Origin of the sequence: Candidatus Sororendozoicomonas aggregata (genome assembly GCF_031528575.1) — a bacterium.
Classification (GTDB): Bacteria; Pseudomonadota; Gammaproteobacteria; order Pseudomonadales; family Endozoicomonadaceae; genus Endonucleibacter; species Endonucleibacter aggregata.
In genome coordinates, this window is the sequence record NZ_JAVLSP010000072.1 from 1 (window position 1) to 21267 (window position 21267).

Consider the following 21267-nt stretch of genomic DNA (forward strand, 5'->3'; position numbering starts at 1 on the left):
CCCGGATATTTCATAAACATGCTCCTGGCCTTGCTTGCTCCTTGCGGCTCTAAGGGAGTTTTGGTCAGTCGGCCGTACTCCCTGGTACGGCGCTCCTTCGCAAAATCCCTTAGAGGCGCAAGGTTCCGCGCGATTCTCAGGGCAGTTTATGAAATATCCAGGCTAAAAACTAGCTACAGCCCATAGCTTAAGGGTGGCAAATGACAGAATGATGAACGTTAACAGTTCACCAGGAGCCTGTCGGACTTAAGGCAATTTCGGCCTGAAATCCAGAAAGAGCGGCCATATTTTCTGATGAACTTGCTTAAATAGGTCAATTATTCGCGCAAATCCATCGAAAAATCTGACTCGCTTTACTGAATTTCATGCTCGAAAGCTTAAGCCCGACAGGCTCCTGGACGCATTCAACCAATGCGCAGTTTTACCTGAGAGGCATGTGGAAGAACGCGAAGGTACCAGCATAGCCGGGATAGCTCTGTAGCTTGCTATTTTTAGATATTATTTTAATATACAGAAAATACGCTTTATTGCAAGCCGTGCGTAACACAATAGTGGATGTGTTTTTTTTTTTGATCACCGCGTAGTTATACGCGTTGAATCTTGTGAATACTGAAGAATTATTGCGACATAAGGATTCGGTAAGGGCTATACTGTCGTTTGAAAATTGACAGCCTCTAAAGCAATGGGATTCTTAGACGGCAATGCCGTGGCGCAGTGAGTCCCTTACCAGTAATGGGGTTCACCTTATTCGACAATCTGCTCTACCTTTTGGATTGTTGAGAAACACGAGCAGAAACGGAGGTATTTTTACTTTTTCTATTTTTCTATTTTTCTATTTTTCTATCAGGTAGCGTAATCGCTGGAAACGCTCGACATAGAGAAAATATCACAAGCGGCTTCCTTTGCAAGCCTGGCGCTAAAAGTATTGGGCTTGACGCTCTTTCCGGTCACTAAAACAAGGCATTCAGACTGTTTGATATTTTCAGGGGGCCCGCAAGAAGCAGTGCGGTTTTTTCTGTTTTTCTCAATGCCGTTCAGACGTGTGGTATCTACTGGTAGTGTTACTTATTGAAACAATGTCTGCGCATATTTTACACTCCCCAAAATCACAGATTATGATTATTATCAACAGTGACTTAACCTGGATATTTCATAAACTCCCTTAGAGCCGCGAGGAGCAAGCAAGGCCAGGAGCATGTTTATGAAATATCCGGGTTAAGCTCTGCGCATTTAACAGCAAACTACCGAGTAACCTGGGAAACTTAAATAGGTGATCAGATTCTCATCAGATTGCGTATAAGCGCGGATGGTGTATTGACACCGGCAAACAGCAGTTACTTATCCCTCTGAGTTTCGAGGAGCTTATGATCCTGGAAGAAGTTATTGACCTCTCGCGCTTTCAGTTTGCAATGACGGCGCTGTATCACTTCCTGTTTGTTCCCCTGACCATCGGCATGACGTTCATGCTGGCAATCATGGAGTCTGTCTATGTAATGACCGGCAAGCAGGTATACAAAGACATGACCCGGTTCTGGGGTAAACTCTTCGCCATCAATTTTGCCCTGGGTGTTGCTACAGGCCTCACCATGGAGTTTCAGTTTGGCACTAACTGGTCTTATTATTCTCACTATGTGGGTGATATTTTCGGCGCGCCCCTCGCTATTGAAGCCCTCTCTGCCTTTTTCCTTGAGTCCACCTTCGTGGGCATGTTTTTCTTCGGCTGGGATCGTTTGAGCAGAGTTCAGCATCTGGCCTGTACCTGGCTAATGGCCATTGGCACCAATCTCTCTGCCATGTGGATTCTGGTGGCTAATGCCTGGATGCAAAACCCTGTGGGTGCAGAATTCAACTTTGAAACCATGCGCATGGAAATGACCAGCTTTGCGGATGTCTTCTTTAACCCGGTGGCTCAGGTCAAATTCATTCACACTGCCGCGGCAGGCTATACCACAGGGGCTATTTTTGTCATGGGTATCAGTGCCTGGTACTTACTGAAAAAACGAGATATTCCTTTTGCCCGCCGCTCTTTTGCCGTGGCAGCAGGCTTTGGTCTGGCTGCTATCTTGTCGACTATTTTGCTTGGCGACGAATCCGGTTATGAACTCGGTGATGTTCAGGAGGTAAAGCTCGCCGCTATTGAAGCTGAATGGCATACAGCACCCGCGCCCGCCGCCTTTACATTATTTGGGCTTCCCAACCAGCAAGAGCAGCGCACAGACTATGCCATTAAAATACCCTATTTAATGGGCATCATTGCTACCCGTTCCCTGGATCAGCAGGTTCTGGGTATCAAGGATCTTATTGAAATAAAAGAAGACCGTATCCGCAATGGTATGGAAGCGGTCGAGTTGCTGAATAAACTGAAAAATGGTGAGGATACCCCTGAAAATCGTCGATCCTTCAATCAGGTTTCTGCTGACCTGGGTTATGGCTACCTGCTGACACGTTACACCGATGACATTCCTAATGCTACCGAAGCTCAAATCGAACAAGCCGCTAAAGACGCTATTCCTACCGTTTGGCCATTGTTCTTTGGCTTTCGCATTATGGTCGGTTGCGGCGTGTTGATGTTGTTACTCCTTGCCACGGCCTTCTACAAAACGGCACGGCGCACCGAGCATAAAAGCCCCCTGTTTCTTAAACTGTGCGTGCTGGCAATTCCTTTGCCCTTTATTGCCAGTGAAATGGGCTGGTTTGTGGCAGAGTTTGGCCGCCAGCCATGGACTATTTCAGGTATTTTACCTACCTATATGTCTGCCTCTTCTAGAACGGTGACGGATCTTTACCTGAGCATTGCCGGGTTTGGTCTGCTCTATACAATCTTTGCCATCGTTGAAATCTGGCTTATGGTCAAGTACGCCAGACAAGGGCCAAGCAGCCTGAAGACAGGTACTTATCACTTCGAACAAGAGCCAGAGTCAGAGCCGGTGGGCAGTATGGCAGCTTTAAGTAATTAGGAAGGGGGGCTTGCTATGGTGGAATACGAGACACTCAAACTGATCTGGTGGGTGCTGATTGGCGTGTTGTTGATAGGCTTTGTCATTACCGACGGTTTCGATATTGGTACTGCTAACCTGCTTCCGGTCATCGGTAAAACGAACAACGACCGGCGCATCATGATCAATGCTATCGCGCCACACTGGGATGGCAATCAGGTATGGCTAATTACAGCAGGAGGCGCCCTGTTTGCCGCCTGGCCCATGGTCTATGCCACGGCTTTTTCCGGCTTTTACTGGGCAATGATCCTGACGCTGTTTGCCTTGCTGATCCGCCCTATGGCGCTGGACTACCGGGCAAAAATTGATAACCCGCGCTGGCGTAGTGCCTGTGACTGGGGGTTATTTACCAGTGGTGCTGTGCCCTCATTAATTTTTGGTGTCGCTTTTGGCAATCTATTCCAGGGGTTTGGGTTTGAATTTGATGAGCTGATGCGTTCGCACTTTAGTGACAGTTTCTTCGATTTACTCAACCCTTTTGGTTTGTTGTGTGGCGTGATCAGTTTAACCATGATCAGCATGCAAGGTGCTAGCTGGCAGGCATTGCGCTCAGGGGCGCCGGTGCAGGAACGCGCTGCTAAAATGGCACGGCTTCTGGCAGTTGTTACTATCATCACTTTTGCCATCGCTGGTGTGTGGGTTGCTGGCATGCCAGGCTTTGAGATTACCAGCGCCATTGACCCAAATGCGGCTGCCACACCATTAAGCAAAACCGTCACCGTTGTTGAAAGTGGCCGTTGGATCAGCAACTACAGTGAATATCCATGGACGCTGATAGCACCCGTATTGGGCTTTTCCGGTTCAGTGGGTGTTCTGTTATTGGCAACCACCCGTTTCCACGTGCTGACCTTTATCAGCTCAAGCCTGGCGCAGGCGGGTATAATTATGACCGCCGGCTTTTCTCTGTTCCCCTTTGTCATGCCATCAAGTAGCATGCCCAGTGCCAGCCTCACTGTATGGGATGCGGTATCCAGCCACCTGACCCTGGGTATTATGACGATTATTGCCTTTATCTTCGTGCCTCTGGTTCTTGCGTACACCAGCTGGTGTTTCTATAAAATGTGGGGGCGCGTTCATGGTGAAGATATTGCCAAGAATACACATGCCTACTAAGTAAAATGGAAGGGAGACTGAGCTGATGTGGTATTTTGCCTGGATATTGGGTGTATTACTGGCCTGTGCTTTCGGTATCATCAATGTTATGTGGTACGAATTTCGGGTGGATCAATACTGTGAACACAGCGGTGAAGCCCTTGAGGCGAACCCCGAAGAAAAAATGCAATAGTTGACAAACACCGGAACGCGCTTGAGAATTGCACCTCCGGTGCTATGTTTTATAATGCAGACTCCGTTGTAAATATAACAAGTGTCGTTTACTTATACCCATTTACTTTTCTAACTGCCGATGGAGAAGCTGGCTTTTTTTGAGTAAGCCACCCCGCATCCCTCTCACTTTATAAAAACATTACTTTCGTTCAGCATTTTCCAACGGTAAAATCCCAAATTATCCAACATTCCAATTTGAGCTATTTGGCCCCATGCTCCCCTGCGTAAATATTAAACGATGGTATAAGCTGTGGGCGGTAGCGTGTGCAATAGAGGGTCGGAGACCGCTTATAATTCTGATTCGCGGAGTAAGTTTGAGGTGCCCTGAGCCAGAGCATAGTCGCTATATCAATATACCGCTGTATCCCAGTGATAGCGCAGGCTTTCATGACTTTTTCCTGGACTGCCCGTTGGTTGTCGCAGGAAACCAGGGCGAAACGAAAGTGGATATTCTACTGCACGACACGAACCTGCCGGAGCAGGCTATTCATCGCATTGCTAAAAGTGAAGGGGTGCAGTTGTATTGACAGCGCTTTTATCGGTTTTTGTGGGAAGGGGATTCATTCCAAACAACAAAAAAAGCTATTGTTGTTTGGAAACAAGGCAGCACATAGCCAGTGATGTTTTTGATAAGTTTGTTAATTTACCCTTTGGTTGGGAAGAGATAAAAAACCCTGGAGCGGTATTATCTACCAGAATGGGGGGTGAAGTATTTTATTCAAAAGATACCCGTTTTTATTGTTGTATTTCCACAGCTTGATTACATAGCAGAAGAATGAGGCAAAGTATAAAGCAGTCATTGGGCTCAAAAATAAAACGAACACCCATAAATTGAACATTGCTGGTTAAATTTATGGGTGTCCTGTTGTTTTTTTGCTTTAGAAAAAGCTTAAGCTTGTCGTAAGCGTATAGAGAATATCATTAAATTCGAATCCAGCCTGAACTGAAGTAGTGTGGTTCACCTACTTTGCGCTTTACTTTGTGAGTTAATCCTGATATCCATCCTTGGTAATAAAGATCATGCTTCAGTGAACTTTTTCTAAAGGCTGTATTAATATATTTATAATCATTTTTTGGTATTGGCTTATCGCCAGGATAGGCTTTAATATAATACGCTAAGCAGGCGTCATGTTCTCTTTTTGAAAAATAGTAAAAGGCTAACGAATGATATAACGCGTATTTTGTATAATCATCCATAAAGTTTACATATTCATTTTCAATAGTTAACAGCCCTTGAAGACGATCAATTTTAAATAAATCATCTGCAGCAATATGTGTTTGAATTCTGAACCAAATATCATCGGAGTAGTTTACGGCCATTGCATAAAGCCCTGTCATTTTAAGGGTGTTTTTATCCCTCCTGGCTGACTTATATTTTTTAAACCATCTTGTCCGTTTTTCTCGTAAATTTTTTTCAATTATTTGTGGTGTCATCATAACGGGTGGTTGCTGTTGCACACTGACAACTAAAGTGGGCATAGTCTTTAAGCAGGGTTTATTTACAGCCATTTGAATAAACATGGTGCAGCTTTGGCATAAGCGATTATTTTGTAGTGTCTCCTGACCACACTTTGTGCAGTTAACAGCAAAGCTATGTAAGGAAAGGAAATAAAAAAGAAAAAATGAACATCTAATTTTCACATTACGCCTCATATGTATGTCATAAACTTTTTCAAATATAGGAGCTTATTTATAATAGGCTAGAAGAAAAATAAGAAGAGAGAAAAAAGAGAAAAAAGGTGAGAAAAAATGAGAAAAAAGGTGAGAAAAAATGAGAAAAAAAGGATGAGAAAAAAAGGAAAAAAAGGACAGCCATGAATTTGATCCATCTATTTGATATTGTCATATTTTGGTACTTTAGTAAAAGCTCTGCCCTGACAAAAGTATTGCCAAACCGATAGTTCAAGAATATGGATTTGTCAGAGTTAGCACCAAGATGAATAAAAAGTTATTTAAACTATTGTACTACTTTATAAATAGTATTCGGATTCTCGGAGGAGGTAAGCCGTGAGGTTGCGTCCTGTTTTGATTGTGTGCTATACCTAAAGCCCCAAATTGATCTGTCAGTTGGATGAAATTATTTATTCTCAGTATCTTGTTTAGTAGCTTTGCCTTTTCTCATATATTTACTGATGCGATTAGTAATGGAGACAAAGAAAAGTTACTAGAGCTTATAGAAAATGGCAATGACGTAAATAGCTACAATTATGAAATCGAATTTGCACCCCTGTATAGCGCAGTGACAAGTGGAAACTTGGAAATAATGCTCATTATGCTTCAAAATGGTGCAAACCCCAATACCTTTATTAATTTTGGTGAAATTACATCTGACCATGTTCTAAGCGAGGCAAGGACAATACAAGAAATTGTCTTGTTGTTGTCTTTTGGCGCTAACCCTCATACATATCGTAATTGGGAGTGTAACAAAGCAGTTTACGAACGCAGATATTTACACCTGTTCACCTATTATTTCTGGAATTTATCTAACAAGGTAGTTCCCCCAAAAGATTTATTGGGCCTTAATAAAATACTATTCAAGTTGCCTGTATTAATTATTCAAAGTTATATAACAATACTTTCAGAGGGGATTCCTATGGATTTACTCCCTCCCCGAGACCAGGACATTTTGAACAGTATACTTAATTGAGCCCCACACATAAAAAAATATTTCAGGGGCAGCACTAGGAGCCTGTTGGACTTAATCGCTCTATTGAATTTCATGCTCGAAAGCATAAGTCCGGCAGGCTCCTGGCGGACGCCTATGGTCGACCGTTGCATTTGATGTTGTGAAGCAAGTGCCTGGCTTACTGCCGGTGCCCCATTAAGGAGGATATTATGAGGTCTGAATCATCAATTCTTCTATTTTCACGTGCGCAAATACTGGCCACTCATTTGTATAGAATAATTGTTATTGATCCACAAATTGAAGTTAAAGACCCAAGTATTTTACGAGAAAACATTCGAAATGGTGCCACTCAAGATAACTTCAGGCATTCTATGGTGCCTGTGTTGCTCGGCATTCAAGCTGCCGACGGACGCTTACCAAGCGCTATAGGTGGGCGGCATATTACTCAGAGTAAAGACGTGTGGCTACTTCAAGGCGAACGGACTTTGTCTATCGGCAAAGGAATTTGTACAGACCATGCCGCTGCCGCTGCCTTTGAATTTCTGAAGATAGTAAATTCCTTCCATTGCGAAGCAAAAACGGAAATTATTTCTTACACTAAACATGCCTTCGTTGTTGTAAACAGAGGAGCAGGTGTTCGTTGCCCCGATCAATGGGGTGATGATGCGTTTGTTATTGATATTTGGTTTCAGAATCATTTTGTACCCAATTTTTTCAACGGTGTCTATTGGGTTCAAGATTGTACACACCCAATGTCAATGAAACTTCGAAAACATGCCCATCGATTAAGGGTCGAAGTCACTCTGAGTTAAGTTGCTGCTTCTGTTTCGACTAACCTTGACATCCTCCCCGACGTGAAGAGACTGTCGCGAAACTCTGAAATACACTCCGCACCGTCATCCTTTACAGGGAATGTACAGGAACCACACTCTATGGAAGGCACTCTAACCGCAGGTATCATGCAGGTTTAGTGATTCACATCCTTGTGGCATAGATCCCATACAATCCCTGTACGGGATGACGACGGAGAAAATTAAGAGTTTTGCGACACGCTCTGAACGACGGGGATTCCTGCTACCAGACGGCAATGCCCTGGGAGCCTGTCGGACTTAAGGCAATTTCGGCCTGAAATCCAGAAAATGCGAGAAAGTGCGGCCATATTTTCCGATGAATTTGCTTAAAAATAGGTCAACTATTCGCGTAAATTGATCGAAAATTCTGACTCGCCCTACTGAATTTCATGCTCGAAAGCTTAAGCCCGACAGGCTCCTGGTTGACACCTGATTATTTCTAAGGTAGGTTTCTGACTGCGCCGATTTGACTTCGGATTGCGGGCGCCTGATAAATCTCGCTAAAAGAAGGGTGTTTTAGATCAAATGATGAAAAAGCCACTCTGTTTTAGCCATGAGTGGCTTTTTTTTGTCCGCCTGATTTATCCGTTACAGGCCTCTTTCTTTGTCAAGACCTTTATCAAGACCTTCGTCAAGGACATCCACTGCCTGGAGAGCTGATGATTGAACTAAAACAGGTAAGCAAAACATTTTCCTCTGATGGGGAACTTGTTAATGCCCTGGATAATGTGAGTCTCACTGTACCTGAAGGGACCGTTTACGGGGTCATAGGCGCCAGTGGTGCCGGCAAAAGCACTCTGATTCGCTGTGTTAATCTGCTGGAAAGACCCACCTCCGGTGCAGTCATTGTGGACGGGCAGGATTTAACGCGGCTCTGTGAACAAGCCCTGCGTCGAACCCGGCATAACATGGGCATGATCTTTCAACATTTTAACCTGCTGTCCAGTCGCACTGTCTTTGAGAATATTGCTTTACCGCTGGTATTGGCGGGGCAATCAAAAACGGCCATTGAGGCGGCTGTGGCACCATTACTTGAATTAACGGGCTTAGCTGATAAACGTAACCGTTACCCTGCGCAGTTATCCGGCGGTCAAAAGCAACGGGTGGCCATTGCCAGGGCACTGGCTAGCCAACCCCGCGTTCTGCTGTGTGATGAGGCAACCTCGGCCCTTGATCCCCAGACAACCCGCTCTATTTTGGCACTGTTAAAAGCGATTAATCGTCAGCTGAACATCACGATCTTGATGATTACCCACGAGATGGATGTGGTGAAAGCCATCTGCGATCGTGTCGCCATTTTAGACGGTGGCCGGCTCATTGAAGAAAACAGCGTTGAAGCATTTTTTGTGAGTCCTCAAACGGCGCTGGCACAGGAATTTGTCCGCAGCGCGATTCATGAAAAGCCAGTGGCTGACATTGAAAAGCACTTTCAGCCGCAGCAAACGCCAGGGTCGCGTCCGGTGGTTAGAATGACCTTTGTGGGGGACAGCGCCAATGATCCGTTTCTGACGCGGGCCGCGCGTGCTTGTGATGTGGACTTTGTGGTGTTGCAGGCAGATCTTGAGACCGTCGCCGGCAAGCGCCTCGGTTTTTTGATGGTTGAAATTATGGGTGATGACGCGGCGATCGAGTCAGCACTGGATTATCTGTCAACACAATTGAAAGTCGAGGTGCTCGGTTATGTCAGCTAATGCCTGGATGTTACTGCTGCAATCGTTATGGGAAACGTGCTACATGGTGCTTATCTCTGGCGGCTTGAGTTTTTTGTTGGGGATTCCATTGGGGGTGTTGTTATACAGTACCCGTCAAGGGCGGATTACCGAGAATGTCCTGGCCCATGGGATAGTGGGGGCGGTGGTCAATGCTGGGCGTTCGGTGCCGTTTATTATTTTGATGGTCGCCATTATTCCCTTAACCCGCCTGTTAACCGGCACATCCATTGGGACAACCGCAGCCATTGTGCCATTGACAGTAGCGGCCATCCCTTTTGTCGCACGGATTGCCGAGGGTGCTTTGAATGAAGTGCCTTCGGGGTTGGTTGAAGCCGCCGAGTCCATGGGGGCCAGCCCTTTCCAGATTATTACCCGGGTATTGCTGCCTGAGGCGCGCCCCGGGTTAATTAATGGTATGACCATTACTTTGGTGACATTGGTCAGTTATTCTGCCATGGCCGGTGCTATTGGTGGTGGTGGCCTGGGTGATCTGGGCATTCGTTACGGGTACCAGCGGTTTGATGGTGTGATTATGCTGGCGACGGTGGTTGTATTGATTGCCCTGGTGCAGTTGATACAAGTCGCTGGTGATCGGTTGCAACAGTTTTACGATAAAAGCTAGCCCGGATATTTCATAAACTCCTTTAGAGCCGCAAGGAGCAAGCAAGGCCAGGAGCATGTTTATGAAATATCCGGGCTAGGAGCCTGACCGAGAATAGCGCCCTTAGCGAGGATTGCGAGAAATTGAGGATAAAATTTCTGCTTCTGAGGAGAATAGCGGGGCTATTTGATGAAGAAGCAGGAATTTTTAGGCCAATTTATCGCAACCGCAGTAGGGTAGTCTATTCTCGGTCAGGCTCTTAGAAGCTTTCCAAAGAGAGTGCTGTTGCCGTCAACGGTTCTGGAAAGCCCCGGTTTTATATCCATTTTCAGTGCACCGTATTTGTCGGCATTGAGAGTCTCTTCCGTGAGTGCTTTTGTGGTGGCCATTGTTCAGCACACCATTGTTCAGCACAAATAGTTGTGTAACTATCATAGTAAGTTGTTCAGAAGTAGTGCGTCACATCAGTTTTACTTTCAACTAAGGTTAAACATGAAATTATATCACTGGCTATTGAGCCTGCTTATCCTCGCCATGTCTTTCCAGGCGTTTAGCCTCGAAAAACAAACGTCCACCCACTTCGAAAAACAAGCGTTCACAAAAGAGTTGTTCGATAAATATCAATCTGAAGGGGTCGTGACCCTGATTGATGTGTTCGCAAAGTGGTGCCCTACCTGCGCGAAGCAGCAGGAGGTTTTGAACGCATATTTTCAGGAGAATCCAACATCAAAAATCAAAGTATTGGTGGTAGATTACGATACCCAAAAAGAGTGGGTTAAATATTTTGAAGCGCCTCGCCAGTCTTCACTCTATATCTACGCTAAAGGCAAGAAGGAATGGTTTTCCGTTGCGGAAACACGTAAGAATGAGATTTTTGCACTATTAAAAAAGTGGGAGACGCCTTAAGTGGAATTAGTGGCAATACCACTGGCTTTTCTGGCGGGTATTTTAAGCCTTCTCTCCCCATGTGTTCTCCCCATGTTACCGGTTGTGGCAGGCGCGTCGGGTAACACCAATAGAAAAGGCGTTTTCATGATGGCGGCCGGGCTGGCTATCGCCTTTGCTTTAGCTGGTACGCTCCTTACCTATGCACTGATCTCCCTGGGCCTGTCACCGGAGATTTTGCGTTACGTATCCGTTGGCCTGATGCTGGGTATTGCCATTACGCTTCTATCACCTGCACTATCGAACCAACTGACAGTCGGTTTATCCAGGTTACTGAGTCGAGTACCCCAGCGCAACATCGAAGGTAGCTCGTTGGGGGCGCAATTCTTAGTCGGCGTCTCGTTGGGCTTGGTCTGGCTCCCCTGTGTTGGCCCGACATTGGGTACGGCCATTGCTCTGGCTTCCACGGGTCAACATCTATTGATGGCGTTCATTGTGATGTTGAGCTTTGGTATTGGCACAGCGATACCTTTGCTGTTAATCGGTAAGATCGTGAAGCAAGGGCTGGGTAAATGGTTGGCCTCCGGCCGACGCGCTAAGTTGGTAATGGCGTACTCATTGATCGTACTGGCGATTGTCATTGCCACCGGATTTGATCGTCAACTCGAGGCCTGGGCTTCACAGATTCTCCCCAATTCTTTGTACAACTTTTAATCCAGTATAAACGCCTGGTGGAGTATCTCTGATTCAGGCGGCTTATTCTCGCCTGCTTTTCCCCCTTACTCACTCGTGTATTTAAGGAGATTAATCGGAAAACTCCAGTATCCCGGGAAGGTTATAATCCAAACCGAAATCTATATCATCTATATCATCTATATCATCTATACCATCTATACCATCTATACCACCTATATCACCTGCATCAAATAAAATAGATGTTGTTGGATTAATGTTGGGTAAATCTGACAGATCCCCCTCCAGAGGATCAGTTAGCTGACCTTGGGTCATGTCATTGATAGCAGCAGGGGGAAGATCTGTTGTTGGGTGCAGACCTTGCCGCTCACTGACTGTAGCGCGCTCTGGCAAAACCGTCGTGACGGTTGCCCCCGGGTGCTTTTGCTTAGTAACGGTGGCATCGGGAAATCTAGTGACAACGGTAGCCAAATCAGGGCTTATTACCATTGTATGGGTTGTGGAGGTGGTAACCTTTCCACCGGGCGACACATGTGTGTTTGCTATTATGGCGCTATCAGATTTACAAGTATCCCTCTGATGCCTGTAGACATTGCCCAGTTGTGTGAACAACATTCCGCATCCTCTGCATTTGTAATTCTTGCTACCAGTATGGACTATCTCGTGCTTCTGGAGATGATCTTTTCGCGCAAATGCTTTATCACAGATGGTGCATTTGAAAAGTTTAATTTTTTCATGAACTTCTCTCTGATGCTTTTTGAGATTACGTTCCTCTTTAAAAGCTTTACCGCAGCCGGAGCAGCTGAAATTTTTAGCATCCGAATGGGTTAACAGGTGCCTTTTTAGAGAACCACTCCATGAAAAATCTTTTTTGCAGACGGGACAAATGAACTTTCTTTCCTCCGAATGGATCACCAAGTGAGCATCGAGCGAACTCTTCCAACGAAAACTTTTATCGCAAAATTGACAGGGAAAAGTTGTATTGTGAGGTGCGGTAGACCTTTTAGTTCTGGGCATGGCATTCACATCTTTTGACAGAAAGTGTATTTTTAGCGAATTACTTCACAACTATAGGACATCCGTAACAAAAAAGAGAGGTCATCAAAAATACCAAAAGACCATAAAGGGAATATAACAACACTCCGCAGGTATAATACCCATCGCACTTTCTACCCCCTATTGCGTTAGCTATCTGAGGGGAAATCCCGCGTTGAAAAAAATCATCCTGATCCAGCTGCCATACCCTGTGGTGACTTTAGACATAACTCATCATTGCATTACTAATGTCGTGTATTTGAATAAGTTAACCAATTATTTCCGGTATTTCGTCTAAAGGACAACTCGCGGCGAAATCCATACCATAAAAAACAGAGACTGTGAGATTGTTGTCATTGGGTAAACCCGACTGATTGCCCTCAGGAGCACCCCCCTGACTTTGGGTCACTCCGTCGTTTTGGCCTACTTTTTCTTGCCGAACCGATTTGACGATTGCCCCTACCCCTAGATGCTCATGCTCAGTGATTGTGGCAACGGCATCTGAGGTTGTTATGCGAGCTACATTAGCAACAAGAGTAGGACTTATTGCCAATCTATGGGCTGTGCTGGTGACGACATTTCCATCAGGCAACGCCTCTACGTACGACTCTGTGTAGCTACCATATTTACAGCGATATTTCACATGCGCGTCGTGACTGGACGCAGATGAAAACAATACCCCGCATTTGCTACATTTGTAGGGTTTAAGACCCGTATGGGTTCTCATGTGCGCCCGAAGGGCGCGTGGCTCGGCAAATCCTTTATCACAAGTCATGCATTTGTGAGGTCTAATATTATAATGAACCACTCTCGTATGGTGGGCAAGCTTATCCTTTCGTCCAAAAATTTTGTCGCAGTATTCGCAGGGGTGATCTTTAGCCCCCGAATGGATTATAAAGTGCTTTTCCAGACCATCATACCGTTTAAAAACTTTTTTACAGATGGGGCAGGCAAACCCGTCAGCACCCAAATGAGTGGATATGTGCAAAGCTAGCGGGCCTCTATATTCAAAAGTTGCCTGGCAGAATAAACAGGTATACGTAGACGCTTTAGGTTTAGTTTTAGGCATGGCAATTACACCCTATAACAGCAAGCGTGTTTCTGGCGAATCACTTTAATTGGAGGATATCAGCAGTAAAAAAGAACTGTCACCAAAAAATCATAGAGGCAATATAATACTCGTTTATAAGCGTGGTATAGGCATAGAAAATGTTTATGACCCAACGGCTTCACAGATCCCTAGGAGGCTGTCCGAGAATAGCGCCCGTAGCGAGGATGGCAGAAAATTGAGGATAAAAAGTCGGAAATTTTTAGACCAATTTGCTGCCACCGCAGTAGGGCAGTCTATTCTCGGACAGCCTCCTAGAGTGCTGGAGAAATAGTGGACTACTCGCCGATCAAGGGCGACCTTTTAGCTTCTGCCGCCCTGATACACGTCATCTCTACTGTTCTGATGTTAGCTTGATCAGGCTTATTAGGATAGCTAGAAGCCTGCCGGACTTAAGACAATTTCAGCCTAAAATCCAGAAAGCGCGAGAAAGCGCGAGAAAGTGCCTCCAGGGCACGTAACCATAATCCATCATTGCATTGTGGGCGTCGTGTATTTAAAGGGGTTAATCGGAAAACTCCAGTATCCCGGGAAGGTTATAATCCAGACAAAAATCCATATCATCTATACCACCTATGTCATCTATACCACCTATATCACCTGCATCAAATAAAATAGATGTTGTTGGATTAATGTTGGGTAAATCTGACAGATCCCCCTCCAGAGGATCAACCTGCTGACCTTGGGTCATGTCATTGATAGCAGCAAGGGGAAGATCTGTTGTTGACTGCGGACCTTGCCGCTCACTGACTGTAGCGCGCTCTGGCAGAACCGTCGTGACGGTTGCCCCTAGGTGCTTCTGCTTAGTAACGGTGGCATTGGGAGATCTGGACACAACGGTAGCCAAATCAGGGCTTATTACCATTGTATGGGTTGTGGAGGTGGTAAGCTTTCCACTGGTGGACACATGCGTGTTTGCTATTATGGCGCTATCAGATTTACAGATATCCCTCTGATGCCTGTACATATTGCCCGGTTGTGTGAACAACTGCCCACATCCGCTGCATTTGTGATTCTTGGTACCACTATGGACTAACCAGTGCTTCTGGAGATGATCTTTTCGTGCAAATGCTTTATCACAGACGGCGCATTTGAAAGATTTAATTTTTTCATGAACTTCTCTGCGGTGCTTTTTGAGAACATAAGCCTCATTAAACGTTTTACCGCAGATAGAGCAGCTGAAATTTTTAGGATTCGAATGGGCTAACAGGTGCCTTTTTAGATTGCCCGCCCGTGGAAAACGTTTATTGCAGACGTGGCAGATGAAGTTTTTTTCCCCCGTATGGGTCACGATGTGAAGGTTGAGCGCGCTCTCGCAACGAAAACTTCTATCGCAAAATCGACAGGGATAAGGTGCATCCCGGGGCCCGGTAGACCCTTTAGTTTTGGGCATGGCATTCACACCTTTTAGCAGAAAGCGTGTTTCTGGCGAATTACGTTAACTGAAGAGTATCAGCAGTAACAAAGAACTGCCACCAAAAAACTCATAGTGGCAATATAATATTCGTTTATAAGCGTGGTATAGCCATAGAAAATGCCTATGACCCAACGGTTCCACAGATTCTCGCAGCGCTGCAAGATAGTGAGAAAAAATCATCAGGATCTGGTTGCCACTTTCTGCCTCCAGGGCACGTAACCATAATCCATCATTGCATTGTGGATATCGTGCATTTGAACAGGTTAATCCGGTCCGTCCGGTATTCCATCAAACGTCCAACCCAGGTCAATATCATAACCTGGATCACCCTCATTAAAAAAAATCAATGTTGTCGGATTAGTGTTATTGAGTAAACCTGACTGACTCCCCACTGGAGAACCAGCGCTATCGTTATTGATCATTTCGTCGATTTCATTAAGAAGACGATCTTCTTCCGGGGAAAAAACCGCCCCTGGATCGTCATTGATCATTTTGTCGATATCATCCAGAAGACGATCTGCTTCCGGGGAAATAACCGCCTCTGGATGTTGTTGCTCAACCGTCGCAACGGTTGCCCCTAAATGCTTTTGCGTAGTGACCATGGCATCGGGACTTCTAGCGACAACGGTAACCAAATCAGGGCTTATTACCATTGTATGGATTGTGGAGGTGGTAACCTTTCCACCGGGCGACACATGCGTGTTTGCTATTATGACGCTATTAGATTTACAGGTGTTCTGCTGATGCCTTTTGAGACCGCTCTGTCGTGCGAACAACAGTCCGCATCTGCTGCATTTGTGATTCTTGTTACCACTATGGGTTACCAAGTGCTGCTGGAGATTAGAGTTTCGGGTAAATTCTTTACCACAGGTGGGGCATTTGAAAGGTTTAATTTTTTCATGAACTTCTCTCCTGTGCTTGTTGAGAGTATCAGCCGCTTTAAAAGCTTTATCGCATTGGGAGCAGCTGAAATTTCTAAGATCCAGATCCGAATGGGTTAACAAGTGCCTTCGTAGATTGCCCGCCCGTGAAAAACGTTTTGTGCATTGGGAGCAGATGAAGTTTTGTTCCCCCGTATGGCTCACCATGTGAGCCTTGAGTTTGTATTCATAACAAAAAATCTTATCGCAAAATGAACAGGGATAAGTTCTATTTTTAGGCTTTCTGGGCATAGCATTAACATCCTTTGGCAGCAAGTGTATTTTTAGCGAATTACCTCACAGCTATAGGACATCCGTCACAAAAGAGCTGCCACCAAAAAAGTCATAGAGGCAATATAATACTCGTTTGTAAGCGTGGTATAGGCATAGAAAATGTTTATGGCCCAACGGTTTCACAGATCCCTGGAGTGCCGCAGAAATAGTGGATTATTTGCTGCTTAAGAGTGATCTTTTAGCTTCTGTCACCCTGATACATGTCATTTCTATTGTTCTGACGTTAGCTTGATCAGGCTTATTAGGATAGCTAGAAGCCTGCCGGACTTAAGACAATTTCAGCCTAAAATCCAGAAAGCGCGAGAAAGCGCGAGAAAGTGCCTCCAGGGCACGTAACCATAATCCATCATTGCATTGTGGGCGTCGTGTATTTAAAGGGGTTAATCGGAAAACTCCAGTATCCCGGGAAGGTTATAATCCAGACCAAAATCCATATCATCTATACCACCTATATCACCTGCATCAAATAAAATAGATGTTGTTGGATTAATGTTGGGTAAATCTGACAGATCCCCCTCCAGAGGATCAGCCTGCTGACCTTGGGTCATGTCATTGATAGCAGCAAGGGGAAGATCTGTTGTTGTGTGCGGACCTTGCCGCTCACTGACTGTAGCGCGCTCTGGCAGAACCGTCGTGACGGTTGCCCCCAGGTGCTTCTGCTTAGTAACGGTGGCATTGGGAGATCTGGACACAACGGTAACTAGTTGAGAACTCATTGCCATTGTATGGGTTGTAGAGGTGGCGACCTCTCCATCGGGTGTCGTATACGTGTTGACTATTATGACGCTATCAGCGTTACAGATGTTCTTCTTATGCTTGTTGAGACCGGACAGCTGTGTGAACAACAGTCCGCATCTGCTGCATTTGTGATTCTTGATACCACTATGGGTTATCATATGCTCCTTGAGATGGGTTGTTCGTGCAAATGCTTTATTACAGATGGTGCATTTGAAAGGTTTAATTTGTTCATGAACTTCTCTGCGGTGCTTTTTGAGAGCATCAGCCGCCTTAAAAGCTTTATTGCAGTCGGAGCAGCTGAAATTTTTAACATCCGAATGGACTAACAGGTGCCTTTTTAGATTGCCCGCCCGTAAAAAACGTTTATTGCAGTCGGGGCAGATGAAATTTTTTTCATCCGTATGGATCACGGTGTGCGCCTTGAGTTCGTAGTCATAACGAAAACTCTTATCGCAAAATGAACAGTGATGAATTTTATTTTCAGGCGTATTAGGCTTTCTGGGCATAGCATTCACATCTTTTGACAGGAAGTGTATTTTTAGCGAATCACCTCACAACTATAGGACATCCGTAATAAAAAAGAGATGTCATCAAAAATACCAAAAGACCATAAAGGGAATATAATCCATCATTACATTGTGGGCGTCGTGCATTTGAAGAGGTTAATCCGGTCAGTCCGGTATCCCGTCAAACGTCCAATCCAGGTCGATATCATAACCTGAACCAGCTACATCAAACGAAACGCATGTTGTCGGATCAGTGTTATTGGGTAAACCTGACTGACTCCCCACCAGAGAACCCGCATTATCGTTATTGATTATTTGGTTTATATCATCCAGAAGCGCATCTTCCTGTGGGCTCAGAGCCGTCCCTGACTGTTGCCGCGCGGTGACTGCGGTGCTCTTTTGCGCGAACGTCGTGACGGTTGCCCCTGCTGTTCCCAGATGCTGATGCTCAATCACTGTGGCACTGGCACCTGAGGCGCCTGTTACGCTGGCTACAGTGGCAACAAGCGTAGAGCTTATTGGCATGACATGGGCTGTGCTGGTGGCGACTTTGCCACCGGGCAGTGGCTGTATCGTTGTCTGTACGTAGCTCAGAGATTTACATTTTTTCTCATGCCTGCTGCGATTGGACGCCGTTGTATACATATTTCCACATTTTCTGCATTTGTGATGTCTATCAGTCGAGTGGACTGCCGAGTGCCTTTGAAGGTCAGACTCCAGGAGAAAAATTTTATCGCAGATGGTGCATTTGTGTTGTTTAATAATGGAATGAGTGGCCATGTGCGTTTTGAGATGATCCGATCGTTTAAAACCTTTACCGCAAACTTCACAGATAAACTCTTTAACATCCGAATGGGTTGAGTAGTGCCTTTTCAAATTAAAGTACCTTGGAAAAGCTTTACTGCAGGTGGGGCAGGTGAATCCTTTTTCACCATAAATATGGATCGACAAGTGCTCGGCTAGCCGGGTCTTACAACTAAAAACTATATTACAAAGTATACATTTATAATCATCCTCTTCAGGATTGGGCATGGCATTCACACCTTTTAGCAGAAATAGCAGAAAGCGTGTTTCTGGCGAATCACGTTAACTGGAGAGTATCAGCAGTAACAAAGAACTGCCACCAAAAAACTCATAGTGGCAATATAATACTCGTTTATAAGCGTAGTATAGCCATAGGGAATGTTTATGGCCCAACGGTTTCACGGATCCCCGCAGCGCTGCAAGATAGTGAGAAAAAATCATCAGAATCTGGTTGCCACTTTCTGCCTCCAGGCACCTAACCATAATCCATCATCGCATTGTGGATATCGTGCATTTGAACAGGTTAATCCGGTCAGTCCGGTATCCCGTCAAAATTACAACCCATGTCGATATCATAACCTGAACCAGCTACATCAAACGAAATCAATGTTGTCAGATCAGTGTTATTGGGTAAACCTGACTGCCCCCCCACCAGAGAACCCCCATTGTCGTCACTGATTATTTGGTTTATATCATCCAGAAGACGATCTGCTTCCGGGGAAATAACCACCTCTGGATGTTGTTGCTGCGGGCGTTGTCGCTCAACCGTCGCAACGGTTGCCCCTAAATGCTTTTGTGTCGTGACCATGGCATCGGGACCTCTAGCGACAACGGTAACCAAATGAGGGCTTATTACCATTGTATGGGTTGTGGAGGTGGTAACCTTTCCACCGGGCGACACATGCGTGTTTGCTATTATGACGCTATCAGATTTACAGGTGTTCTGCTGATGCCTTTTGAGACTGCACTGTCGTGTGAACAACAGTCCGCATCTGCTGCATTTGTAGTTCTTGCTACCACCATGGGTCATCAAATGATTCTGGAGAGTAAGGTTTCGGGCAAATTCTTTACCACAGGTGGGGCATTTGAAAGATTTAATTTTTTCATGAACTTCTCTCCAGTGCTTGTTGAGAGAATGAGCCGATTTAAAAGCTTTATCACATTGGGAGCAGCCGAAATTTCTAAGATCCGAATGGGTTAACAAGTGCCTTCGTAGATTGTCCGGCCGTGAAAAACGTCTTGCGCATTGGGGGCAGATGAAGTTTTGTTCCCCCGTATGGCTCACCATGTGAGCCTTGAGTTGGTAGTCATAATGAAAACTCTTATCGCAAAATGAACAGCAATGAGTTCTATTTTCAGGCGTGTTAGACTTTCTGGGCATAGCATTAACATCCTTTGGCAGCAAGTGTATTTTTAGCGAATTACCTCACAGCTATCCGCTATAGGACATCCGTAGCACAAAAGAGCTGCCACCAAAACACTCATAGAAGCAATATAATACTCGTTTGTAAGCGTGGTATAGCCATAGGGAATGTTTATGGCCCAACGGTTTCACGGATCCCCGCAGCGCTGCAAGATAGTGAGAAAAAATCATCAGGATCTGGTTGCCACTTTCTGCCTCCAGGCACCTAACCATAATCCATCATCGCATTGTGGATATCGTGCATTTGGAGAGGTTAATCCGGTCAGTCCGGTATCCCGTCAAACGTCCAACCCAGGTCGATATCATAACCTGAATCACCTGTATCAAACGAAACCCATGTTGTCGGATCAGTGTTATTGGGTAAACCTGACTGCCCCCCCACCAGAGAACCCGCATTGTCGTCATTGATTATTTGGTTTATATCAGTCAGAAAGGCATCTTCTTGTGGGCTCAGAGCCGTCCCTGACTGTTGCCGCGCGGTGACTGCGGCGCTCTTTTGCGAAAACGTCGTGACGGTTGCCGCTGCTGCCCCTAGATGCTGATGCTCAATCATTGTGGCACTGACACCTGGGGCGCCTGTTACGCTGGCTACAGTGGCAACAAGCGTAGGGCTTATTGGCATGACATGGGTTGTGCTGGTAACGACATTTCCACCGGGCAGTGGCTGTATCACTGTCTGTACGCAGTTAAGAGATTGACATGTTCTCTCATGCCTGGTGCGATTGGACGCCGTTGAAAACATATTCCCGCATTTGCCGCATTGGTGATTTTTAGCGCGCGTGTGAACTACCAAGTGCCTTCCAAGGTCATATTCCCGGAGAAACCTTTTATCACAGAAGGTGCATTTGTGTTGTTTAATAGTGGAATGAGTGCCCATGTGCGATTTGAGCATATCCGATCGTTTAAAAGCTTTACCGCAAATTTCACAGATAAAATCTCTAACATCCGAATGGATTACATAGTGCCTTCTCAAATTGCCGTACGTTGGAAAAACCATACTGCAGGTGGGGCAGGTGAATTCTTTTTGACCAGAAATATGGAACGACAAGTGCTCGGCTAGCTGGGACCCACAACTAAAAACCGCATTACAAACCAGACATTTATAACCACCCTTTTTATTTTTGGGCATGGATTCATACCTTTTAGCAGCCAACGTGTTTCTGGCGAATCACGTTAACTGGTGGGTATCAGCAGTAAAAAAGAACTGCCACCAAAAAATCATAGAGGCAATATAATAACTCGTTTATAAGCCTAGGAGCCTGTCCGAGAATAGCGCCCGTAGCGAGGATGGCAGAAAATTGAGGATAAAAAGTCGGAAATTTTTAGTGAATA

The 21267-nt window shown here is 45.4% G+C and carries 21 protein-coding genes and 6 pseudogenes; 11 read left to right on the forward strand and 16 right to left on the reverse strand.

The genetic code is table 11. The annotated features are described in order from the left end of the window. Positions 1-1364: 1364 nt before the first annotated feature. From V4C51_RS12930 to V4C51_RS12950, 5 genes are all read left to right on the forward strand, one after another. Positions 1365-2957, forward strand: a complete 1593-nt coding sequence (locus V4C51_RS12930) for a cytochrome ubiquinol oxidase subunit I (protein WP_330926589.1) — start codon at positions 1365-1367, stop codon at positions 2955-2957. 15 nt (positions 2958-2972) lie between these two features. Further along, positions 2973-4109, forward strand: a complete 1137-nt coding sequence (cydB, locus tag V4C51_RS12935) for a cytochrome d ubiquinol oxidase subunit II (protein ID WP_330926590.1) — start codon at positions 2973-2975, stop codon at positions 4107-4109. A 25-nt stretch (positions 4110-4134) separates the two neighbouring features. Beyond that, on the forward strand, positions 4135-4281 hold the full coding sequence (cydX, locus tag V4C51_RS12940) for a cytochrome bd-I oxidase subunit CydX (RefSeq protein ID WP_330926591.1): 147 nt from the start codon (positions 4135-4137) through the stop codon (positions 4279-4281). Between the two features lie 355 nt (positions 4282-4636). After that, on the forward strand, positions 4637-4849 hold the full coding sequence (locus V4C51_RS12945; RefSeq protein WP_330926592.1) for a hypothetical protein: 213 nt from the start codon (positions 4637-4639) through the stop codon (positions 4847-4849). Then, positions 4846-5082 (forward strand): hypothetical protein, encoded by a 237-nt coding sequence (locus tag V4C51_RS12950; RefSeq protein ID WP_330926593.1) that lies wholly within the window; start codon positions 4846-4848, stop codon positions 5080-5082. Before V4C51_RS12945 ends, V4C51_RS12950 begins: the two co-directional genes overlap by 4 nt. 161 nt (positions 5083-5243) lie before the next feature. Here the strand turns inward: V4C51_RS12950 and V4C51_RS12955 are convergent, their stop codons facing one another. Beyond that, the gene (locus tag V4C51_RS12955; RefSeq protein ID WP_330926594.1) at positions 5244-5759 is read right to left on the reverse strand and encodes a hypothetical protein; all 516 of its coding nucleotides are present in this window, start codon (positions 5757-5759) and stop codon (positions 5244-5246) included. A gap of 634 nt (positions 5760-6393) precedes the next feature. Here V4C51_RS12955 and V4C51_RS12960 point away from each other — a divergent pair. The 4 genes from V4C51_RS12960 (at position 6394) to V4C51_RS12975 (ending at position 10133) form a co-directional block, all read left to right on the forward strand. Then, the gene (locus V4C51_RS12960; RefSeq protein ID WP_330926595.1) at positions 6394-6969 is read left to right on the forward strand and encodes a hypothetical protein; all 576 of its coding nucleotides are present in this window, start codon (positions 6394-6396) and stop codon (positions 6967-6969) included. A 188-nt stretch (positions 6970-7157) separates the two neighbouring features. Beyond that, entirely contained in the window at positions 7158-7760 is a 603-nt protein-coding gene (locus V4C51_RS12965) for a hypothetical protein (RefSeq protein ID WP_330926596.1), read from the forward strand. A gap of 698 nt (positions 7761-8458) precedes the next feature. Beyond that, positions 8459-9490, forward strand: a complete 1032-nt coding sequence (locus V4C51_RS12970) for a methionine ABC transporter ATP-binding protein (protein ID WP_330926597.1) — start codon at positions 8459-8461, stop codon at positions 9488-9490. Continuing rightward, positions 9480-10133, forward strand: coding sequence for a methionine ABC transporter permease (locus V4C51_RS12975; RefSeq protein ID WP_330926598.1), 654 nt, complete (start codon positions 9480-9482; stop codon positions 10131-10133). Before V4C51_RS12970 ends, V4C51_RS12975 begins: the two co-directional genes overlap by 11 nt. A 230-nt stretch (positions 10134-10363) precedes the next feature. On the opposite strand, the gene V4C51_RS12980 is transcribed toward V4C51_RS12975, so the two are convergent. After that, a complete protein-coding gene (locus tag V4C51_RS12980; RefSeq protein WP_330926599.1) occupies positions 10364-10501 on the reverse strand; it encodes a hypothetical protein in 138 nt (45 codons plus the stop codon). Positions 10502-10604: 103 nt separating this feature from the next. On the opposite strand from V4C51_RS12980, the gene V4C51_RS12985 reads away from it, so the two are divergent. Then, positions 10605-11018, forward strand: a complete 414-nt coding sequence (locus tag V4C51_RS12985; protein ID WP_330926600.1) for a thioredoxin family protein — start codon at positions 10605-10607, stop codon at positions 11016-11018. Between the two features lie 9 nt (positions 11019-11027). Further along, on the forward strand, positions 11028-11711 hold the full coding sequence (locus V4C51_RS12990) for a cytochrome c biogenesis CcdA family protein (RefSeq protein ID WP_330926601.1): 684 nt from the start codon (positions 11028-11030) through the stop codon (positions 11709-11711). Between the two features lie 90 nt (positions 11712-11801). Here the strand turns inward: V4C51_RS12990 and V4C51_RS12995 are convergent, their stop codons facing one another. The 14 genes and pseudogenes from V4C51_RS12995 to V4C51_RS18050 form a co-directional block, all read right to left on the reverse strand. Then, positions 11802-12305 carry a hypothetical protein gene (locus V4C51_RS12995; protein WP_330926602.1) on the reverse strand — a complete coding sequence of 168 codons (504 nt, stop codon included), beginning with the start codon at positions 12303-12305 and terminating at the stop codon, positions 11802-11804. 42 nt (positions 12306-12347) lie between these two features. After that, positions 12348-12707: pseudogene (locus V4C51_RS18020) on the reverse strand (C2H2-type zinc finger protein); the annotation flags it as partial. 286 nt (positions 12708-12993) lie between these two features. Continuing rightward, the gene (locus tag V4C51_RS18025) at positions 12994-13794 is read right to left on the reverse strand and encodes a C2H2-type zinc finger protein (RefSeq protein ID WP_420797674.1); all 801 of its coding nucleotides are present in this window, start codon (positions 13792-13794) and stop codon (positions 12994-12996) included. A gap of 544 nt (positions 13795-14338) precedes the next feature. After that, positions 14339-14800, reverse strand: a complete 462-nt coding sequence (locus V4C51_RS13005; RefSeq protein WP_330926604.1) for a hypothetical protein — start codon at positions 14798-14800, stop codon at positions 14339-14341. A gap of 147 nt (positions 14801-14947) precedes the next feature. Then, positions 14948-15226 (reverse strand): annotated as a pseudogene (locus tag V4C51_RS18030) (C2H2-type zinc finger protein); the annotation flags it as partial. 287 nt (positions 15227-15513) lie between these two features. Continuing rightward, the gene (locus V4C51_RS13010) at positions 15514-15945 is read right to left on the reverse strand and encodes a hypothetical protein (RefSeq protein ID WP_330926605.1); all 432 of its coding nucleotides are present in this window, start codon (positions 15943-15945) and stop codon (positions 15514-15516) included. A gap of 150 nt (positions 15946-16095) precedes the next feature. Continuing rightward, positions 16096-16422: pseudogene (locus tag V4C51_RS18035) on the reverse strand (C2H2-type zinc finger protein); the annotation flags it as partial. Between the two features lie 422 nt (positions 16423-16844). Continuing rightward, a complete protein-coding gene (locus V4C51_RS13020; protein WP_330926607.1) occupies positions 16845-17708 on the reverse strand; it encodes a C2H2-type zinc finger protein in 864 nt (287 codons plus the stop codon). 165 nt (positions 17709-17873) lie between these two features. Further along, positions 17874-18353 carry a hypothetical protein gene (locus V4C51_RS13025; protein WP_330926608.1) on the reverse strand — a complete coding sequence of 160 codons (480 nt, stop codon included), beginning with the start codon at positions 18351-18353 and terminating at the stop codon, positions 17874-17876. A gap of 129 nt (positions 18354-18482) precedes the next feature. Beyond that, positions 18483-18740 (reverse strand): annotated as a pseudogene (locus V4C51_RS18040) (C2H2-type zinc finger protein); the annotation flags it as partial. 304 nt (positions 18741-19044) lie between these two features. Continuing rightward, positions 19045-19413, reverse strand: a complete 369-nt coding sequence (locus V4C51_RS13030) for a hypothetical protein (RefSeq protein WP_330926609.1) — start codon at positions 19411-19413, stop codon at positions 19045-19047. Between the two features lie 150 nt (positions 19414-19563). Continuing rightward, positions 19564-19893: pseudogene (locus V4C51_RS18045) on the reverse strand (C2H2-type zinc finger protein); the annotation flags it as partial. Between the two features lie 304 nt (positions 19894-20197). Continuing rightward, positions 20198-20608: a hypothetical protein gene (locus V4C51_RS13040; protein ID WP_330926611.1), complete on the reverse strand. Its 411-nt coding sequence runs from the start codon at positions 20606-20608 to the stop codon at positions 20198-20200. Between the two features lie 120 nt (positions 20609-20728). After that, positions 20729-21064, reverse strand: a pseudogene (locus tag V4C51_RS18050) (C2H2-type zinc finger protein); the annotation flags it as partial. Positions 21065-21267: the final 203 nt, after the last annotated feature.

Bases quoted from the DNA above. Each gene is read 5' to 3' on its own strand.
- V4C51_RS12965 (WP_330926596.1), top strand. From the start codon at position 7,158: ATGAGGTCTGAATCATCAATTCTTCTATTTTCACGTGCGCAAATACTG.
- V4C51_RS18025 (WP_420797674.1), bottom strand. From the start codon at position 13,794: ATGCCTAAAACTAAACCTAAAGCGTCTACGTATACCTGTTTATTCTGC.
- cydB (WP_330926590.1), top strand. From the start codon at position 2,973: ATGGTGGAATACGAGACACTCAAACTGATCTGGTGGGTGCTGATTGGC.
- V4C51_RS12985 (WP_330926600.1), top strand. From the start codon at position 10,605: ATGAAATTATATCACTGGCTATTGAGCCTGCTTATCCTCGCCATGTCT.
- V4C51_RS13005 (WP_330926604.1), bottom strand. From the start codon at position 14,800: ATGTACAGGCATCAGAGGGATATCTGTAAATCTGATAGCGCCATAATA.
- V4C51_RS13025 (WP_330926608.1), bottom strand. From the start codon at position 18,353: ATGTATACAACGGCGTCCAATCGCAGCAGGCATGAGAAAAAATGTAAA.
- V4C51_RS12980 (WP_330926599.1), bottom strand. From the start codon at position 10,501: ATGGCCACCACAAAAGCACTCACGGAAGAGACTCTCAATGCCGACAAA.
- V4C51_RS12995 (WP_330926602.1), bottom strand. From the start codon at position 12,305: ATGTTGTTCACACAACTGGGCAATGTCTACAGGCATCAGAGGGATACT.
- V4C51_RS12930 (WP_330926589.1), top strand. From the start codon at position 1,365: ATGATCCTGGAAGAAGTTATTGACCTCTCGCGCTTTCAGTTTGCAATG.
- V4C51_RS12970 (WP_330926597.1), top strand. From the start codon at position 8,459: ATGATTGAACTAAAACAGGTAAGCAAAACATTTTCCTCTGATGGGGAA.
- V4C51_RS12975 (WP_330926598.1), top strand. From the start codon at position 9,480: ATGTCAGCTAATGCCTGGATGTTACTGCTGCAATCGTTATGGGAAACG.
- cydX (WP_330926591.1), top strand. From the start codon at position 4,135: ATGTGGTATTTTGCCTGGATATTGGGTGTATTACTGGCCTGTGCTTTC.
- V4C51_RS12955 (WP_330926594.1), bottom strand. From the start codon at position 5,759: ATGATGACACCACAAATAATTGAAAAAAATTTACGAGAAAAACGGACA.
- V4C51_RS13020 (WP_330926607.1), bottom strand. From the start codon at position 17,708: ATGCCCAGAAAGCCTAATACGCCTGAAAATAAAATTCATCACTGTTCA.
- V4C51_RS12960 (WP_330926595.1), top strand. From the start codon at position 6,394: ATGAAATTATTTATTCTCAGTATCTTGTTTAGTAGCTTTGCCTTTTCT.